The following is an 18,358-nucleotide window of genomic DNA, read 5'->3' as shown; positions in this document are numbered from 1 at the left end:
TGCCGGGCATGACTCAGCCTCCGACACTCCCCGCCTGCTGCCCCGCGCTCGCCAATCATTGGCCGCTGCCCCACGCCTTGCCTGGGGTGGTGTTGGTCAGCGGGGTGTTCAATCCACAAAAACTCGTGGATGGCGACTTTCAACGCTGCAGCATCGAATCCCCCGCCGGCATCCAGCGTTCCGTCGCCAAGCGTCAGGCCGAGTTTCTCGCCGGGCGTCTTTGCGCTCGGGAAGCCTTGCAGCAACTGGACGGCCGGCATTATGTGCCCGGCATCGGCGAGGACCGCGCGCCGGTCTGGCCAGCGGATATCTGCGGCTCGATCACCCACAGCCACGGCTGGGCGGCGGCCATTGTAGGCCAGCAACAGCAATGGCGCGGTTTGGGGCTGGACATGGAAAACCTGCTCGACAGCGAGCGCGCCAAACGCCTGGCCGGGGAGATTCTGACCGCCGACGAACTGCAACGCATGGCCGCAGGCCCCGCCGAACAGGTCGCCCTGCTGGTCACCCTGACCTTCTCCCTGAAAGAAAGCCTGTTCAAGGCGCTCTACCCTATCGTGCAAAAACGCTTCTACTTCGAAGACGCGCAAGTGCTGGACTGGTGTGACGATCGCAACGGCAGCGGCAGCGCCCGCCTGCGCTTGCACATCGACCTGTCCAGCGAATGGCGTAACGGCAGCGAGCTGGACGCGCAGTTCAGCATGCAGAATGGCCAACTGTTGAGTCTGGTCAGCATCGCCGCACGTTGATTCAAAGGCTGATTACGGTTTTTCCTGCTGACGCGGCCATGCCAGGCTGAAACACGCACCACCCAAATGCTTGCTTTTGCTGATCAGCGCCCGCCCGTTGTGCCAGTAAATGATCCGCCGCACGATCGACAGGCCCAGACCATGCCCACCCGACGCCCGAGTACGGCTGTCGTCCAAACGCATGAAGGGCGTGAAGATCCGTTCCCAGGCGCTTTCCGGCACACCGGGACCATCGTCCTCGATGTCGACGCGGCAGCGCAGCTGACCGACCTGATAACTGACGCGAACCCGGGATTCGGCGTGACGCATGGCGTTGCTCACCAGATTCTGCAAAGCCCTGTGTAAATAGCGCGGCTCCGCCTCGACCCACGCACCATCGTTATCGGCCGCCGCCAGGCATTGCCCGAGACTGACGGTGACATTGGCGCGCAGCGGCGCCAGTTCGGCAATCACCTGATTGACCAACGCGTCCAGATTGATGCGCTGGAAGTTCAGGGTCGGCGAGCCCTGCTCCAGTCGCGCGTAGGTCAGCATCTCATCCACCAGTTTGTCGAGATCCTGAATATCGCTGTCCATGCCGAGCCGGTATTTATTCCGGGCCTCTTCCGTGGTCGCCTCCCCGATCATCTCCAGCCCGAAGCGCAAACGCGCCACCGGCGTGCGCAGCTCATGGGAAACCGCGCGCACCAACTCGCGCTGCATCGCCAGCGAACGCTGCAAATGCTCAGCCATGCCGTTGAACGCCATCGCCAATCGTCCGACCGAGTCAGCCCCGGAAGGCGGCACACGGGTTCCCAGACTGCCCTTGGCGATGCGGGTGGCTGCCGCCTCCAGACCGAGCAGCCGCCGTTCGAGGCGGCGCACCAGCAGATAAACCACCAGGCCGATAAAACACAGGCCCAGAAACCCAATCAACACCAGCAGCTCGGGCGGGTAAGGATTCATTTGGTACAGCGGGCCGATTTCCAGTACCCACGGCGTACCGGCCATGCCCGCGAACACGCGGATCGAATCACCGCCCTTGCCCAGCGCCATCACCGTGTCGCCTTCATCAATGCGGCGCCGCTGATCCTCATCGACATCAGCCTTCTCCACGCGGACCAGCTGCATCTCGAAGCCAAACCCCTTGTCCTGCTTCAGGGCTTCGAGACGCCGGGGTTGCTCATCAACGGGGAAACGCACCAACTCGTCGGTCAGCAGATAAATCGTCGCCCGCGCCAGTTGCTCGCTGATTTGCTGCACTTCGCCGGTCAGCACCCACTGCTCGGCATCGTTGACCAGCCGAAACACCTTGGCCGCATGGGGCCCCGTTTGCTCGACCACCACCTGCCCGCGCAGCATGCGGCTACGGTCGCTGCTGTCGAGCCGGGCGTCGTTGACCGTCTGTAGCGCCAACGGAATCCCCAGCAAACGCTCCCACACCGCCAACGCACGACGGCGGTCGATGGCGTTCATCGGCAGCAGGTTGTCAGCCATCAGGGTGAAGGTGCCGTGGGCCAGACGCTCGCGGTATTGCTCACCGCGCACCTGGTTGACCAAGTGCAGGGTCAGCACACCCAGCAAAGCCACCAGCACCAACACGCCCAGCATGCCGCCGTAGATGCGCAGGAAGATGGAGTTCATGGCGTCAGTTGTTCAGCGTGTAGCAAGTCATGTCTTGCGCCGCTTCCGGGACGAATAGATAACCTTTGCTGCGAATGGTCTTGATCAAGCGGGGATGAATCGGATCGTCGCCGATTTTCGGTCGAATACGCGAAATACGCACGTCGATGGAACGATCCTGGCCGTCATAGCCGAAGCCACGCAGGGCGGTGAAGATTTCCTCGCGGGAAAGAATGCGGCCGGCGTTGGCCACCAGCAGCCACAGCAGATCGAACTCGGCGCTGGTCAACTCGATGCTGTTGTCCTGCAGCCAGGCTTCGCGCAAAGCGTTGTCGACCACCAGCGGGCCGAACACCAACCGCCGCGGGTTTGCCTCAACCTCCGGTTCAGGCCCTTCACTGCGCCGCAACAGCGCATGAATCCGCGCCAGCAACACCCGAGGGTGCACCGGCTTGCAGACAAAATCATCGGCGCCCATGTCCAGGCCCTGGATTTGATCGGTGTCATCGGTGCGCGCGGTGAGCATCAGGATCGGCCCGTCATAACGATCGCGCACCTTGCGGCAGATACTCAGGCCGTCTTCACCGGGCAGCATCAGGTCGAGAATCACCAGGTCCGGCTGCTCGGCGATGATGCGCGCGGCAGCCAGAGCGCCATCGCCTTCGATGGTCACCCGCAGCCCATTGCTTTGAAGGTAGTCACGGGTCAGTTCAGCCAGACGCTGATCATCCTCGACAATCAGCACCTGCCAGGCGTCTTGCTCCACGGGTTACCTCTTCTGTCATTGTTCTTATTAATAGAGACATTTTGAATAGAATCATCGCGCTGATCAGCCTCTATCCAGGTCTGGTCGGGGGTGATCGAAACAGATTGTAGCAACCGCTCGCGCCAAGCACACGACATGCCAGATTACCCTTGCGAACTGTGTTTTTTGTGATAGGGTTCGCGCCCGCAAAAAACCGTCCAGATGTTAAAAAACAGTGACAAACGGTCCGGTCCAGTAGTTCTGGGGCCTACACGCGACTTCGCGGTTTCATACACAAATTACCCACAGCTTTATCCACAGCGACCACGTTGCAATTCATCCCCAAAACACATTATCTTGTAGCTCGGCGCGAAAAAAACCCTACATGCAGGGTTTTAAGCCAAAAACCAAACACAATTCAATCGAGAAACTCAAGCTGTTTTCTTGTGTCAGTTTGGTTGAACTAAAGCATTTTTCAGTAGACCAAACCGCTTACGCGGATGGCAACCGCTCTACCTCGCGAATCGGGGTAAACCGGTACAAGTGTTGCAATGAAAAACAAGCATCCTTCAAAAGATTTCTGGGAACGGGCATTGACCCGAGACCATTGACTTCAAAGCCAGGGAACGGCGGCAAAAGCATTCCTTATCCGTTTTGAAGTCTTTCCAGCTGACGCTTGTCAGCTGACTGCCTCAAGACGGAACGGTGGGCACGCATTCAGTGCCCAAACAAACATAGAGAACGTGGAGACACCCATGCAAACAGACACAACTCGCGAGAATCCGCAGGCCACTGCACCGCAGGCTGGCGAATCCCGTCAGGATCTGTCCGCTACTGCACCTGGTCAGCTGCGCGTGATCAAGCGCAACGGCACTGTCGTTCCTTACACCGATGACAAAATCACCGTCGCCATTGCCAAAGCGTTTCTCGCAGTTGAGGGCGGCACCGCTGCTGCCTCGTCGCGTATCCACGACACCGTTGCACGCCTGACCGAACAGGTCACTGCCACCTTCAAACGTCGCATGCCTTCGGGCGGCACCATCCATATCGAAGAAATCCAGGACCAGGTCGAACTGGCCCTGATGCGTGCCGGCGAACAGAAAGTCGCCCGTGACTACGTGATCTACCGTGATTCGCGCGCCAAAGAGCGTGCCGTTCGTTCCAGCGAAGAACCGGTACAAGCGCACCCATCGATCCGCATCACCCGCGCCGATGGCAGCCTTGCCCCGCTGGACATGGGTCGCCTGAACACCATCGTCACCGAGGCCTGTGAAGGTCTGGAAGAAGTCGACGCGAACCTGATCCAAAGCGAAACCCTGAAAAACCTCTACGACGGCGTAGCGCTCAAAGACGTCAACACCGCCCTGGTGATGACTGCGCGTACCCTGGTAGAACGTGAGCCGAACTACTCCTTCGTGACCGCTCGCCTGCTGATGGACACCTTGCGTGCCGAAGGCTTGAGCTTCCTGGAAGTGGCCGAGAGCGCCACTCACCACGAAATGGTCGACCTGTACGCCAAGGCGCTGCCGTCCTACATCGCCAAAGGCATTCAGTACGAATTGCTGAACCCGGTGCTGGCGACCTTCGACCTGGAGAAACTGGGCAAGGCGATCAACCACGAGCGCGATCAGCAGTTCACCTACCTGGGCCTGCAAACCCTGTACGACCGTTACTTCATCCACAAGGACGGCGTGCGTTTCGAATTGCCGCAGATCTTCTTCATGCGCGTGGCCATGGGCCTGGCGATCGAAGAGAAGAACAAAGAAGACCGTGCCATCGAGTTCTACAACCTGTTGTCGTCCTTCGACTACATGTCGTCGACCCCAACCCTGTTCAACGCCGGCACCCTGCGTCCACAGCTGTCCAGCTGCTACCTGACCACCGTACCGGATGACCTGTCGGGCATTTACCACGCCATCCACGACAACGCCATGCTGTCCAAATTCGCTGGCGGCCTGGGTAACGACTGGACGCCGGTTCGCGCGCTGGGCTCTTACATCAAAGGCACCAACGGCAAATCCCAGGGCGTCGTACCGTTCCTCAAAGTGGTCAACGACACCGCAGTAGCAGTCAACCAGGGCGGCAAGCGCAAAGGCGCGGTCTGCGCCTACCTGGAAACCTGGCACATGGACATCGAAGAGTTCATCGAGCTGCGCAAGAACACCGGTGATGATCGTCGTCGTACCCACGACATGAACACCGCCAACTGGATCCCTGACCTGTTCATGAAGCGCGTCTTCGACGACGGCCCGTGGACCCTGTTCTCGCCATCGGAAGTGCCAGACCTGCACGACCTGACCGGCAAGGCCTTCGAAGAGCGTTACGAGTACTACGAAGCCCTGACCCAGTACGGCAAGATCAAGCTGTTCAAGACCCTCCAGGCCAAAGACCTGTGGCGCAAGATGCTCTCGATGCTGTTCGAAACCGGCCACCCATGGTTGACCTTCAAAGACCCCTGCAACCTGCGCAGCCCGCAGCAGCACGTCGGCGTGGTCCATAGCTCGAACCTGTGCACCGAAATCACCTTGAACACCAACAAGGACGAAATCGCCGTTTGCAACCTGGGCTCGATCAACCTGCCGAACCACATCGTCAACGGCAAGCTGGACACCGACAAGCTGAAACGCACTGTCGACACCGCCGTGCGCATGCTCGATAACGTGATCGACATCAACTACTACTCGGTGCCGCAAGCGAAGAACTCCAACTTCAAGCACCGTCCAGTAGGCTTGGGCATCATGGGCTTCCAGGACGCGCTGTACCTGCAGCACATCCCGTACGCCTCTGACGCAGCCGTCGAGTTCGCCGACCGTTCGATGGAAGCTGTCAGCTACTACGCCATCCAGGCGTCCTGCGACCTGGCCGACGAGCGCGGCGCTTACGAGACGTTCCAGGGTTCGCTGTGGTCCAAAGGCATCCTGCCGCTGGATTCGCAACAGATCCTGATCGAACAGCGTGGCCAGAAGTACATCGACGTTGACCTGAACGAAACCCTGGACTGGGCGCCAGTACGTGCCCGTGTACAGAAAGGTATTCGTAACTCCAACATCATGGCCATCGCACCGACCGCGACCATCGCCAACATCACCGGCGTATCGCAGTCGATCGAACCGACTTATCAAAACCTGTACGTGAAATCGAACCTCTCCGGCGAGTTCACCGTGATCAACCCGTACCTGGTTCGCGACCTCAAGGCTCGCGGCCTGTGGGACTCGGTCATGATCAACGACCTGAAGTACTACGACGGTTCCGTACAGCAAATCGAACGCATCCCACAGGAACTCAAAGACCTGTACGCCACCGCGTTCGAAGTTGAAACCAAGTGGATCGTCGACGCGGCCAGCCGCCGTCAGAAGTGGATCGACCAGGCTCAATCGCTGAACCTGTACATCGCTGGCGCATCGGGCAAGAAACTCGACGTGACCTACCGCATGGCTTGGTACCGTGGCCTGAAAACCACTTACTACCTCCGTGCCCTGGCCGCGACCAGCACCGAGAAATCGACCATCAGCACCAGCAAACTCAACGCAGTATCGAGCGGCAACCACGGCGACGACGCGATTCTGGCGGCTCCAAAGCCATCGGAATTCACCGCTGCCGGTCCAGCGCCAGTGCCTAAAGCCTGCGCGATTGACGAGCCGGATTGCGAAGCCTGCCAGTAAGTAACATGGGCGCCTGTTAAAGGGCGCCCTGTTACCTGTAGGAGCTGCCGAAGGCTGCGATAAACCGCACCAGCGGTTCAAGGACCGAAGGTCCTTCAAAAAAGCATCGCAGCCTTCGGCAGCTCCTACACAGGCTCGCACCAGAGCCCACAATAAATAATTCCATGTTTTTTGCGTGCAGCAAACGTAACGCAAGCAACGCACCTCAAGATCCACAGGCCAGTCCAACCGACTGGCCCTCACGCAGGAGACGATCACCATGCTGAGCTGGGACGAATTCGATAAAGAAGAAGGCGAAGTAGTCGCCAAAGCGACCAACGCCGGTCACGCCAACGAAGCCAACATGGACCGCCTCGACAGCGCCGGTGGTGCTGCCGCACAAGAAGCCCGTGCCGTCACCGCCAGCGACTCGGCCGCGATCATCCGCGCCAAGGCCGCCCTGGACAGCCTCGATGTCGCCGAAGGTCTGGCTGAACTCGAAGGCGCCAGCGCCCGTGTCGCCGTTGACGAAAAGATGATGATCAACTGCCGCGCCGACCTCAACCAACTGGTCCCGTTCAAATACGACTGGGCCTGGCAGAAGTACCTCGACGGTTGCGCAAACCACTGGATGCCGCAAGAAGTCAACATGACCGCCGACATCGCCGTATGGCGCGACCCGGAAGGCCTGACCGACGACGAACGCCGCATCGTCATGCGCAACCTCGGCTTCTTCTCCACCGCCGACTCCCTGGTTGCCAACAACCTGGTACTGGCCGTCTACCGCCTGATCACCAACCCGGAGTGCCGCCAGTACATCCTGCGCCAGGCCTTCGAAGAAGCGATCCACACCCACGCCTACCAGTACTGCATCGAATCGCTGGGTATGGACGAAGGCGAAATCTTCAACATGTACCACGAGATCCCATCGGTCGCTAAAAAGGCAGCCTGGGGCCTCAAATACACCCGTTCGATCTCCGATCCGAAGTTCGAAACCGGCACCGTCGACACCGACAAAGAACTGCTGCGCAACCTGATCGCCTACTACTGCGTACTGGAAGGCATCTTCTTCTACTGCGGCTTCACCCAAATCCTCTCCATGGGCCGCCGCAACAAAATGACCGGCGTCGCCGAGCAGTTCCAATACATCCTGCGCGACGAATCCATGCACCTGAACTTCGGCATCGACGTGATCAACCAGATCAAAATCGAAAACCCACACCTGTGGGATGCTGAAATGAAGGAAGAAGCCAGCCAGATGATCCTGCAAGGGACTCAGCTGGAGATCGAATACGCACGGGACACCATGCCTCGCGGCGTGCTGGGCATGAACGCGGCGATGATGGAGGACTACCTCAAGTTCATCGCTAACCGTCGCCTGTCGCAGATTGGCTTGAAGGAAGAGTACCCAGGGACGACCAACCCGTTCCCTTGGATGAGCGAGATCATGGACTTGAAGAAAGAGAAGAACTTCTTTGAGACGCGAGTGATTGAGTATCAAACAGGTGGGGCGTTGAGCTGGGATTGATTCTGGTTTGATTGCTTAGCTATGTTTGAAATGGAAAAGCCAGAAGCGAATGCTTCTGGCTTTTTTGTTTGTACCCTGTGGGAGATCCCGCCCCGTCTTCGACGCCGCGCTGTCGCACAGCAAACTCGGTCCCGATTCTGCCCGGAGGGCGTAGGAGCTGACTTGTCTGCGATCCGTCCGGGGTCGCGTCCGACCGAAGCGCTGGCAAAAATGGTGAATTCACCACCACTGGAAGGTCCTTCGGCCCTTATCGCAGACAAGTCAGCTCCTACAGACCGAGTTTGCTGCGCGAGAGCAGGCTTACCTGCGAAGACTGCATAACAAACACCAACAACCTCAACGGCCTACCCCATCGACCACTCTCAGCCATTTCTAAGGACTGCTTCCCAAAGTACCGTTTAAAATATTTAACCATCAGATCCTCGTCATTACCCATCACAAACAGCTTCGGCTTGCTCAACACATCCCGCACCCATACGCCCTCCTCCACCAGCGCCCAGCGCCGTCAGCGCTAGCGCTGCAAGCCAGAACAGCGACTCGGCCGCCAAAACCAACTCATTGCGCTCGATAACTTGCACAGTTCTTGCAAGAATAATTGACAAACAGCCTAGCCTGTAACCCTTCTACCCGCGGAGTCGTTGAAATGCCGTTACGCCTGAAGTTGGCCCTAAGCTACCTGATGATCGGCTTGATCCCGGTTTTGGCCATGGCCTTTACGGTCTATCAACAAGCCAGTACCGCCCTGCGCGAACAGACGCTGAACGGCCTCGAGGCTGTTGCCTATATCAAACAGCAGCAATTGCTGGATAACTGGCAGGAGCGGCGTAACCAGATCAGCACCCTGGCCCGCAACCTGAGCAACACCTACCAGGGCCTGAACGACACCGCGCTGATCAGCTCCAGCAACTACGACCTCCCGGTGTTTCAAAACTTCGTCAGCACCTTTGGTTACAGCGAACTGAAACTGATCATGCCCGACGGCACCATCATGCTCAGTCTGCAGCGCGGCAGTGACTACCAGCACAAACTCAGTGAAGACAGCCTGCGCGACACCCCGCTGGCGCGCCTGGTCAAGCAAAGCCGCGACAGCGGCAAACTGTTGATCAGCGACCAGCAGTACAACCCGCAGAGCAAGGAGCCGATCCAGTATCTGGCCGCTCCGATCATGTCGGACGGCGCGCTGCAAATGACCCTGGTCCTGGAGTTACCCATCGCCCCGCTCAATAACGTGATGCAAACTCGCCAGGGCCTGGGTGAAAAAGGCGAAACCTACCTGGTCGGCAGCGATGCCAACCTGCGCTCGGACTCGGCACGATTCCCCGAACGCCAGGTCAACCGCAGCCTCGATGCGCACGTCGGCCTCACTGGCAGCGCCGTCAGCAATGCCCTGGCGGGCCAGCATGGGCGCATCGCAGAACCGGGGCTGGACGGCAATACCGCGTTGAAAGTGTTTGTCCCCGTCGCCTTCGATGACAACCACTGGGCGCTGATTGCTGAAATGGATCAGGCCCAGGCATTTGCCCCGGTACATCAGCTGATGTGGCAAGTCTTGCTCCTCGGCCTGTTGACCGTCGCCGCTGTGGCCATCGCCACCCGGCTGGTCAGCCGCAGTGTGATGCGCCCGCTGGGCGGCGAACCGAGCAACATGACCGCACTGGCCTCTCGCTTGGCCGCAGGCGAACTGAACCTGCCGACCGAACAACGACAACAGACCGGCTTGATGCTGGCCCTGCATGACATGGCCCTGGCCTGGCGAGATGTGATTGAGCGTCTGCGCCAATCCAGCCAGGACGTCGGCCATGCCAGCAGCGAAATCCTAAGCGCCGCTGGGGAAACCAGCGAACGCCTCGACCTGCAGCAAGCATCGCTGGAAATGGTGGTCAGCGCCGTCGAGCAAATGTCCAGCACCGTGCAAGAGATCGCCCGCAACGCCGCCGACAGTGCGCACAGCAGCGCCGCCGCACGCAGTGCCTTTGGCGAGATGCAAGACACCCTGCAACAGATGATTGGTCAGCAGGGACGCTTGCTGAATGATATCGGCCGGGCCGGCAGAGTGGTCGACACCCTGGCCACCGACGCCCTGCAAATCGGCACCGTGCTCGCGGTGATCCGCAGCATTGCCGAACAAACCAATCTGCTGGCACTCAACGCCGCGATTGAAGCCGCGCGCGCCGGCGAACAAGGCCGTGGCTTTGCCGTGGTCGCCGACGAAGTGCGCAACCTCGCCCAACGCACCCGCAGCGCCACCGAAGAGATCGTCGCCATCACCAACACCTTGCAAGGCTCTTCCACCGAAGCCCTGCAAACGATGCAGGCCTCGGCCGAACAAGCGCATTCGCTGGAACGTGAAACCCAGGTCGTGCTGACCTCGCTCAGCCAGTTGGACAACTCCCTGCAAGGCGTGCACGCCCTCGCCGTACAGATCGCCGCCGCCGCGGACGAACAGGCCGGAACCACGCAGGAAGTAAATCAGCACATGCACCGCCTGCACGACATGACCCGCGACAACCGACAGACCGCGGCGCATACCCGCACCAGCGGAGAGCACCTGCAGCAAGTGGCCAACAACCAGCAAGCCCTGGTGCTGCGCTTCAGACTGTAGTGCTGGTTTGATGGGTAACTGCGCTGTGGCGCTAGCCTTCGTCTTGAAGGCTAGGACACCACTCCGGAAGACGGCCACCGGAAATTACCATCGTGTGAGTCGATATTGAGCGCGATCCGCGCCACCATCCCCATAAATGAAAAGGACATTTAGATGTCTTCTGATGAGGGGATATCCCCAAGTAAAACTGCTTGTTTTAGCTACGGCGAAATCCTGTTAGACGGTTAAGCATCACCCCAAAAAAAACAGGAAATTTCCGACAGATATTCGATAACTTTCCGAATTGCTTGAGTACTTATCTTCTAATACCTTACCCGCCGGTGCCTAAGAAACGCCCAACGTAGCGGCCAGCCGCTCTCGATAGTCAGCTTTGATCTCACCACGCCCTTATCAGGCGGTGTGATCTATTGCGTCACGAGAGCCCAAGCCTGTTGGGATTTCTTTCGCCCCCTCTACGTTGGGTTTCGGCCCTGATCCGAATTTGAACGTAGAGGTAAGCAATGCCAAAACAACAACTCCGCTCTCACGCTGAGACCCACTCAGCTACAGAGCAACCCATAGTTGAACCCTTCGAACCCACCACCTTCCTACGCCACAACCGCCAACTGCGCACGCTCCTGCTGGAAACGCAGGTATGGTTCAGCGCCCGCGACATAAGCAAGCTGATCGCATGGCCAATGAATGAGCGAACGACCGGCAAGCTCGACCCTGATCAGCGCCGGACATTGATGTTAAGCAGTCATGGCGTAATGCAAGAGGAGTTGATGCTGAGCGAGTCGGGGGTTTATGCGATGTTGATCCATCATTACCACCCGGAAAATCGCAGCCTGCGGCAGTGGATCACCAATGATGTCGTCCAAGCGTTACGCGATGCCCAGCTACCACTTGCCGACAGATCACCCAACCTGAGTCTGCTGCAATGGCCCGGCCTGTCGTTGAGCATGTTGCACTGGCAGTGCGAGCCGTGGATCAGGTTGCGTGATGTGCCTCAGGTGTTGCCGCATCCTCAGTTAGCAGTTGGGACTCAGCCAAGCAAACCGGACAGCTCTTGGTGGCAGGCTACTTCACGGATGTTCCATTCTGGCTGATTGATGATCGGACCACGCTCCTCGTCACTATTGGCGCGGAGCGTGTAAATACCCTGCGCAGCCAAATACGCCGACGTATTACTCCCCCAGTCGCCGTCAATTTTTAACCCGGCTCCGATACTCCTCAACCATCTCCTTCGAAACATCCTCTTTAAAGCAAAGCGGCGCGTATCCGTTTGGGCGGTTGTACGCACTGCGCTTGCCGCATCGGCTACCGTTTTTTGCTGTGTTGTACGGGCATGGGCAGTTGCCAGGGTAGGACGATATCGAGTCATCAATGAGGATCTTGATAATTGCCGAATCGGGGAGCCTTGCGTCCTTGCCCGACGCTGAAAAAGCGCAGAGCAGCGCCAACATGGCGATAAACCCTATCCCTATTTTTTTCATGGCATGCCTTAGCGTCTACGGATGAAATATCCGGCAAACTTTCTACCATGATGCCGTAAGGCCACCTAATGCGTCAGACTCGTTTAACAGATCGTGCCCACGCTCTGCGTGGGTATGCAGCCCTCGACGCTCCGCGTCCACTCCAGAAATATTATCGACGGGGATATTTACGCCTCAAAAACCCAATGAGCTCGAAGCATCCCCTTCAGTTCATCGACACTAAGGGTTGCATCTCGTTTTCGATGGATAACTGCATGGCAATTCGCACAGAGCGTTATCAGGTCACTCTCCGGATTCACTGCTTTCCCTCCACCAAACTCGGAGATAGGCAGCACATGATGGACATGGATGAAACCTTTCGCGTGCGCTCCGTAAGCTTTCTCGAAGTCGAATCCGCACGCCTTGCAGTCTAGGCCGTGAATAGCAATCGCTTGGTTTCGAAGCTTCGGATCTCGCTCGTACTTTATTCCAACGACAACGGAACGGTTACCCTCAAAACCCGACTCAAAGCCCTGCTCGTCCTGTTCAGCAGGCTGCTCTATCGTCACCGTCTGCTTAAGCACTGCTCGCGCTACGATGCCATCGAAGTCGGCCCGATCAATAGCCCGGACACCATTGCGCCAGTAGTTTTTTGCTTTGGTAGGTGGAATAGTCTCTAGGAAGTTTCCATCGATTTTTGCGAGTACTGCACTTTCGAAGATCTCAAAATCCTCGATTAATGCGAACAGGTCGCCTTTAGTGCTGTTTTTGTCGGCGTATACCTTCCCAATGCGAGCCCTGCCAAAGTAGTGCGGAGCAGGGCTTAAACGCGATGCTGAGAATTCTTTGTCCTGCATTTTTCCTTTGTAATACAGGACCTCAGAGCCAGGGGTAAGAAGAGCGCGATAGCCTCTCGGAAAATGGTAGATAGCACCTGTTTCATCCGCCCACTTTGACGTGTCGTTTTCAGCAATTACAGCCGGCATCTTGCTCTCCTTGATGAGAGAACAAGCGTACCAAAATTAAGGAAATTTCCTACAACGACAATCTGATTTCGATTTTATCTGTGCTCCAGCAGCGGCGCTGACTGCATACGACTCGCAGCGTCAAAGGCTGCACTCCCACGCGGAGCGTGAGGAACGATCACTAGATATAGAGCGATTTATAGACACCGAATATTCCTCCACGTATCGTCGTGATGGCCTTTCAATATCTGCGAACTCATGTCTAAAAAATCCTCGCTCTTCGACGATCTCTTTTCCATCGCCAGCAAACTCCCATGGTGGGTTAGCGTCATCATCGCCCTCGGCGCTTATGGATACCTGCACTCAGTCGCGACAGCGCCGATCCCTGTCTATTCGGACCTGAAGCATCTGGATTCGATGGTCCTTAACACGGCCTCGAAAACCTTCGCCACCTTCGGCCAATACCTGCTGCCACTGATCCTCCTCGGAGGCGCCGTCGTTTCTGTTCTGGGTCGCAGCAAAATTCGCAATCTCCTCGCGTCAATGACGATGCCGGGTGGGAATACGCTTGAAAACATTACGTGGCAGCAGTTCGAGCTGTTGGTCGGTGAGGCGTTACGGCATCAGGGGTTTAGCGTTCAGGAAACCGGTGGCAACGGGCCGGATGGCGGGGTCGATTTGGTTGCGCGCAAGGACGGGGAAAAGTACCTGGTGCAGTGCAAGCAGTGGCGGTCACTGCAGGTTGGCGTGCCTACGGTCCGGGAGTTGTATGGGGCGATGGCGGCTGAGGGGGCGACGGGTGGGTTTGTGATTACCAGTGGCCGGTTTACCGGGCCCGCTAAACAGTTCGCGTCGGGGCGGAATCTGCGGCTGGTGGATGGGGAGTTGTTGAATAAGTGGATCGCGGCGACCAAGCGGCCGGGGCCACGGCCGACCTCGGAGGTGGTGAAAGAGCGGGTTGAGCCGACGGTTGTTCCTGAGGCTCCTAAAGTAGCGCCCGTGCCTGAGGCACCGGCTAAACCGGTGGCGCCTGCTTGCCCGCATTGCAAGAAGTCGATGGTGATCAGGGTTGCCCGGACTGGGGCTAATGCTGGGGGTGATTTTTGGGGGTGTTCTTCATATCCGAAATGTCGGGGGATTCGGGCTATATTTCGGCCGATGTGAGATTCAGTCTTCGAATGAGTCGGTGGCTGCACCGACCTCTTCGCGAACAAGTTCGCCCCCACAAATCGAGGCCTGTCGCAAAATGTGTGCCTGTCATAACGCCTCTGTAGGAGCTGCCGAAGGCTGCGATTGCCCCGGGGTCGCGTCCGACGGGACCGGTCGCGGCGGGTGATTTTTGTGAAGGCCGTTCCGGCCTTATCGCAGCCTTCGGCAGCTCCTACAGGGGTTTATGTGTTGTCGGCAAACATAGAATTCCCCACGAGATTGGGGCATGGCAGCCAGATCCCAAACTATTGTCAGCCACCGTCGAGTGGGGTGAAGGCGTTGTCGAACAACTCGCCGTTTACTTGTCTACACTCAACCAGGCTTACGTGGTTTTACTGGTCGCAACCTGTTCCGCATGCGCTAGTTTTACGAGGCGTACCGCACCGATGAGAAAGTGTCAGCACTGCTGACACAATTGCCCTGGACACAAAACCTGATCATCCTCAGCCAAAGCAAACTCGCTGAAGAACGCGAGTTTTAATTACGCATGGCGATTCAGGAAAAGTGGTCTAGTCGGGAGCTGGAACGCCAATTCAAATCGGCGCTGTTCGAGCGCACATCACCCCGCCGGCAAAAGTCTCAGCAGTGCTGACACAATTGCCTCGGACACTACGGCTGGTACCTCCGCAAAAGTGACACCAGTGGTGACACTGGTCCCACCCAAAGTCCTTGGCATCGTCAATTGTCTCACCACCGGCGAGACAATTGATCTGCCATGACGCAGAGCGTCACGGACTGAATTACTCCGGCAATTCCAGCGGCACAGCACCCGGATGTTGCTTGACCACGCTGTAAGGCACCACTGACCACCCTGGACTTTCACAGGCGCGCATCACGCGGGCGAAGGATGGGCCGAAGTAGAGGCCGGTCGGGGTGAAGTACCAGGCTGGGAAGTCCCAGATTTCCGCATCATTGAAGTCGCAATTCTGGTCTTCAGCGCCAGGCTTTTTCATTTCTTCGGGGGCGAGCGTCTGGAGTTGGCCTACGAGCCATGGCGCCAGCTGCTTGCTGCGGTAGCCGGAGAAGGTGTCGAAGCTGACTGCGGACGGGTCTTGCCCCTCGAGGCCTTCGCGGTCGTCGTAGTGAAAGGCTTTGCCTTTGCCGACCCAGAGCACGTCTTCCAGCGACAGCGGTTTACCGGTGTTCACATCGAGGTTGAGCGGCGAGTTGCCGAAGTCCGGATGCGCACCACCGCAGTTGTAGCTGGTGAAGATACTCAAGCTGACGACCCCGGGTGACAGCAGCTCGGGGGTGACGGTTTGCTGGAAGTCCGCGCCGAAGCGACTGCCCTGGAGCAGGCAGGCGTGGTAGCTGACCACTTCATTCCACAGGCGGGCACGCAGTTGTTGGTTGAGGCGCTCGCTCTGCTCCGGCGTGTAGCCCGAGGTGATTTCGAACAACGAAAGCTTGGATTCCGGCTCCGTCCACCACTGCAAGGTGTAACCCATGAAGGTCTGTATTTTGTCAGGCTGGAGCGGCAAGCCTTGCAGGCGCAGGTAGTCGTAAGTCGATTTTTGATAAATCGCCTGCCAACCCGCCTCAGCTCCCGCGGCTGGCGGTGTTACCTGCTGTTCTGTCAGCTCGACCTTGAGGGTTTTGCCTTGCGGGCCTTTCCAGTCACCTTGCCAGCCTGCTTGCGCGTTTTGACGCAGGTGCCATACAGGGAGGGCTTTGCCGCTGCCATCATCCAGGCCTTCCTTGAGGGTGAGTTCTTTCCCCTTCAGCACACCGCTGAGTGCCAGGTCGGTATGGTACTTCTCGTAGAAGTATCGACCGTTGACCTCCATCGGATCGCTCAAGTCCAGCTCCAACACAATCGGCATTTTACCCAGCGTGCCGGTGAAGACCTGCGGGGCTTCGCCGGCTTGAACAGCGAACGGCGAGAGCGCGCAGAGGAAGATAAAGGCTTGCGTCAGGTACGCAGGACCGGCGCGAAGCAATCCTTTGATCATTGGGTAATCCTTTGAGGAAGGGATGGGCGATCCGCAAACGTGGAATCGTTGCGCTGGATAGGCTGAAGTATGGCTAGGTTGTGGGTTGGAATCGATGGAAGGGCAAAAATTTTCAAAGCAGGTAAGTGCAGTGGATGCAAAGAACCGTCTGGGATTGTAACGAGTGGTATGAAGGCAAGCCCGTAAGCGGGTTTGCCTTCCCTGCAAAAAGTCAGATACGGAACTGCCGAACCAGCCCACCCAAACGATTACCCAGATCCGTCAGGCTTCTGGACGTTTGCGCGCCGTTTTGGGCGTCGCCGGACACGTCATCTGCGGCCTGGGAGATCTGAGTCATGCTGCGACTCACTTCCTCGGCCACCGCGGTCTGCTCTTCGGAAGCACTGGCGATCTGGGCGTTCATGTCGTTGATGGTTTCGATCAGTTGACCAATGGCATCCAGAGACACCCCGGCCTGGTTCGCCAGCTCGCCGGTGGTCTTGCCCGTTTCGCTGGAGCGTCCCATCGCCACCACTGCATCCTGGGTGCCCTTCTGTAGCAGGCTGATCATTTCGTGGATCTCTTGGGTACTCTTTTGCGTGCGGCTGGCCAGCGCCCGGACTTCATCGGCCACCACGGCAAAACCGCGCCCGGCATCGCCTGCCCGCGCCGCTTCGATGGCAGCGTTCAAGGCCAGCAGATTGGTCTGCTCGGCAATCGAGCGAATCACATCGACCACACTGGCGATCGACTGTACATCCTGGCGCAGATGGTCCAGAGACGAGCTGCTTTCGCGGATTTCCTCGATCAAGGCGTGAATGCTCTCGATGCTCTTGTTCACCACGGTTTTGGCCTGACCGCCCACATCGCTGGTTTTCCTGGCCGCCTGCGATGCGCCCTGAGCACTGACGGAGACCTGATGCGCTGCGGTGGACATCTCATGAATGGCCGTCGCCACCTGATCAGTCTCCTGGCGCTGCCGATCCATCGAGTGCTCGGATCGTTGTGCCTGGGAAGACATGTCCCCGACCAGCGAAGTCAGTTGCCCTGTCATTTCTGCGATCTGCCGCACAAGGCCATGGATCTTTTCAACAAACAGGTTGAACGAGTTCGCCAGAGCGCCCAATTCATCGTCGCTGGTGACCGGTAAACGGCGCGTCAGATCACCATCGCCCGCCGCGATGTCATCGAGGTTCTTTTTGATCGCGAGTACCGGCTTGACGATGCTGTTGCCCAACCAGACGCCGATCACCGCAACCAATAGCAGCAAGCCCGCCGCGATCGCGAGGATATACGCGGTGTACGAGCCGATACGAGCATGGCGATCACTGGCAATGGCCTGCACCTGGACTTCGATATCGTCCAGGTTCACTTGCGTGCCGAAAACCAGGTCCCATTTTTCCAGATACACGGTATAGCCAAGCTTTGGCACCGGTTTATCGCTGCCCGGTGTCTGCCAGTCATAACGGAAGTAATGGGTGCCGGACTTGCCCGCCTCAACCAACCCACGAATAACATAAACACCGTTCGCGTCCTGGCTGTCGACGAAACTTTTGCCTATGTCGAGGTCTTTATCTGCCCAGAACACACGAATACTTGCCGAGTTATAACCATAAAAATAACTTTGTTTGTCGTATATCAGCGTCCGAAGAACTTTGACGGCTTTATCCCGAGCGTCGAGATCTCCGGGTTTGGACGCTTCATAGATCGGTGCGATCGCCGCTTGGGCGATTTCCAGATAATGCTTGAGCGAGAGTTTTCGCTCGTCTATCAAGAGCGAACGCGCCTGCTCTACCTCCTCTGACGCCAGCTTTTGCAGCACCAAAAACGTGATGCAGCTGATCACAGCGGCCAGCAACAGGCTCGGGATGATCGCAAGGAGAATGACTTTGCTACGTAGATTCAGCGCCACGACAGAATTCGCCCCACTCA

12 protein-coding genes and 2 pseudogenes are annotated in these 18,358 nt (G+C 57.9%); 7 read left to right on the top strand and 7 right to left on the bottom strand.

From position 1 onward, the window contains the following. Positions 1-8: 8 nt before the first annotated feature. Positions 9-749 carry a 4'-phosphopantetheinyl transferase family protein gene (locus tag AC1MEE_RS01395; RefSeq protein WP_480413429.1) on the top strand — a complete coding sequence of 247 codons (741 nt, stop codon included), beginning with the start codon at positions 9-11 and terminating at the stop codon, positions 747-749. Between the two features lie 12 nt (positions 750-761). Here the strand turns inward: AC1MEE_RS01395 and AC1MEE_RS01390 are convergent, their stop codons facing one another. After that, positions 762-2,372 carry an ATP-binding protein gene (locus AC1MEE_RS01390; RefSeq protein WP_480413428.1) on the bottom strand — a complete coding sequence of 537 codons (1,611 nt, stop codon included), beginning with the start codon at positions 2,370-2,372 and terminating at the stop codon, positions 762-764. 4 nt (positions 2,373-2,376) lie between these two features. Further along, complete coding sequence (locus AC1MEE_RS01385; RefSeq protein WP_480413427.1) at positions 2,377-3,117, bottom strand: response regulator; 741 nt, start codon at positions 3,115-3,117, stop codon at positions 2,377-2,379. Between the two features lie 734 nt (positions 3,118-3,851). Between AC1MEE_RS01385 and AC1MEE_RS01380 the strand changes: the two genes are divergently transcribed. The 4 genes from AC1MEE_RS01380 (at position 3,852) to AC1MEE_RS01365 (ending at position 11,955) form a co-directional block, all read left to right on the top strand. Then, a complete protein-coding gene (locus AC1MEE_RS01380; protein ID WP_480413426.1) occupies positions 3,852-6,758 on the top strand; it encodes a ribonucleoside-diphosphate reductase subunit alpha in 2,907 nt (968 codons plus the stop codon). Positions 6,759-7,017: 259 nt separating this feature from the next. Beyond that, positions 7,018-8,265: a ribonucleotide-diphosphate reductase subunit beta gene (locus tag AC1MEE_RS01375; protein WP_480413425.1), complete on the top strand. Its 1,248-nt coding sequence runs from the start codon at positions 7,018-7,020 to the stop codon at positions 8,263-8,265. A gap of 643 nt (positions 8,266-8,908) precedes the next feature. Next, positions 8,909-10,867 carry a methyl-accepting chemotaxis protein gene (locus AC1MEE_RS01370; protein ID WP_480413424.1) on the top strand — a complete coding sequence of 653 codons (1,959 nt, stop codon included), beginning with the start codon at positions 8,909-8,911 and terminating at the stop codon, positions 10,865-10,867. Between the two features lie 500 nt (positions 10,868-11,367). Further along, positions 11,368-11,955, top strand: a complete 588-nt coding sequence (locus tag AC1MEE_RS01365) for a BRO-N domain-containing protein (RefSeq protein ID WP_480413423.1) — start codon at positions 11,368-11,370, stop codon at positions 11,953-11,955. Positions 11,956-12,051: 96 nt separating this feature from the next. Here the strand turns inward: AC1MEE_RS01365 and AC1MEE_RS01360 are convergent, their stop codons facing one another. Together AC1MEE_RS01360 and AC1MEE_RS01355 are read right to left on the bottom strand one after the other, a co-directional pair. Further along, the gene (locus AC1MEE_RS01360; RefSeq protein ID WP_480413422.1) at positions 12,052-12,342 is read right to left on the bottom strand and encodes a hypothetical protein; all 291 of its coding nucleotides are present in this window, start codon (positions 12,340-12,342) and stop codon (positions 12,052-12,054) included. A 167-nt stretch (positions 12,343-12,509) separates the two neighbouring features. Further along, positions 12,510-13,307 (bottom strand): HNH endonuclease, encoded by a 798-nt coding sequence (locus AC1MEE_RS01355; RefSeq protein ID WP_480413421.1) that lies wholly within the window; start codon positions 13,305-13,307, stop codon positions 12,510-12,512. A 237-nt stretch (positions 13,308-13,544) separates the two neighbouring features. Between AC1MEE_RS01355 and AC1MEE_RS01350 the strand changes: the two genes are divergently transcribed. After that, positions 13,545-14,450: a restriction endonuclease gene (locus AC1MEE_RS01350; RefSeq protein ID WP_480413420.1), complete on the top strand. Its 906-nt coding sequence runs from the start codon at positions 13,545-13,547 to the stop codon at positions 14,448-14,450. 251 nt (positions 14,451-14,701) lie between these two features. Continuing rightward, positions 14,702-15,092, top strand: a pseudogene (locus AC1MEE_RS01345) (DUF1016 N-terminal domain-containing protein); the annotation flags it as partial. Positions 15,093-15,235: 143 nt separating this feature from the next. Here AC1MEE_RS01345 and AC1MEE_RS01340 read toward each other — a convergent pair. From AC1MEE_RS01340 to AC1MEE_RS01330, 3 genes and pseudogenes are all read right to left on the bottom strand, one after another. After that, complete coding sequence (locus tag AC1MEE_RS01340; protein WP_480413419.1) at positions 15,236-16,447, bottom strand: hypothetical protein; 1,212 nt, start codon at positions 16,445-16,447, stop codon at positions 15,236-15,238. A 211-nt stretch (positions 16,448-16,658) separates the two neighbouring features. Beyond that, positions 16,659-17,414, bottom strand: a complete 756-nt coding sequence (locus tag AC1MEE_RS01335; protein ID WP_480416123.1) for a methyl-accepting chemotaxis protein — start codon at positions 17,412-17,414, stop codon at positions 16,659-16,661. A 102-nt stretch (positions 17,415-17,516) separates the two neighbouring features. Further along, a pseudogene (locus AC1MEE_RS01330) lies at positions 17,517-18,248 on the bottom strand (cache domain-containing protein); the annotation flags it as partial. Positions 18,249-18,358 lie beyond the last annotated feature (110 nt).

Source organism: Pseudomonas sp. ASL3, assembly GCF_056680425.1.
The sequence above is the reverse complement of the archived record's forward strand: the minus strand, read 5'-3'. Positions and strand labels throughout refer to the sequence as shown.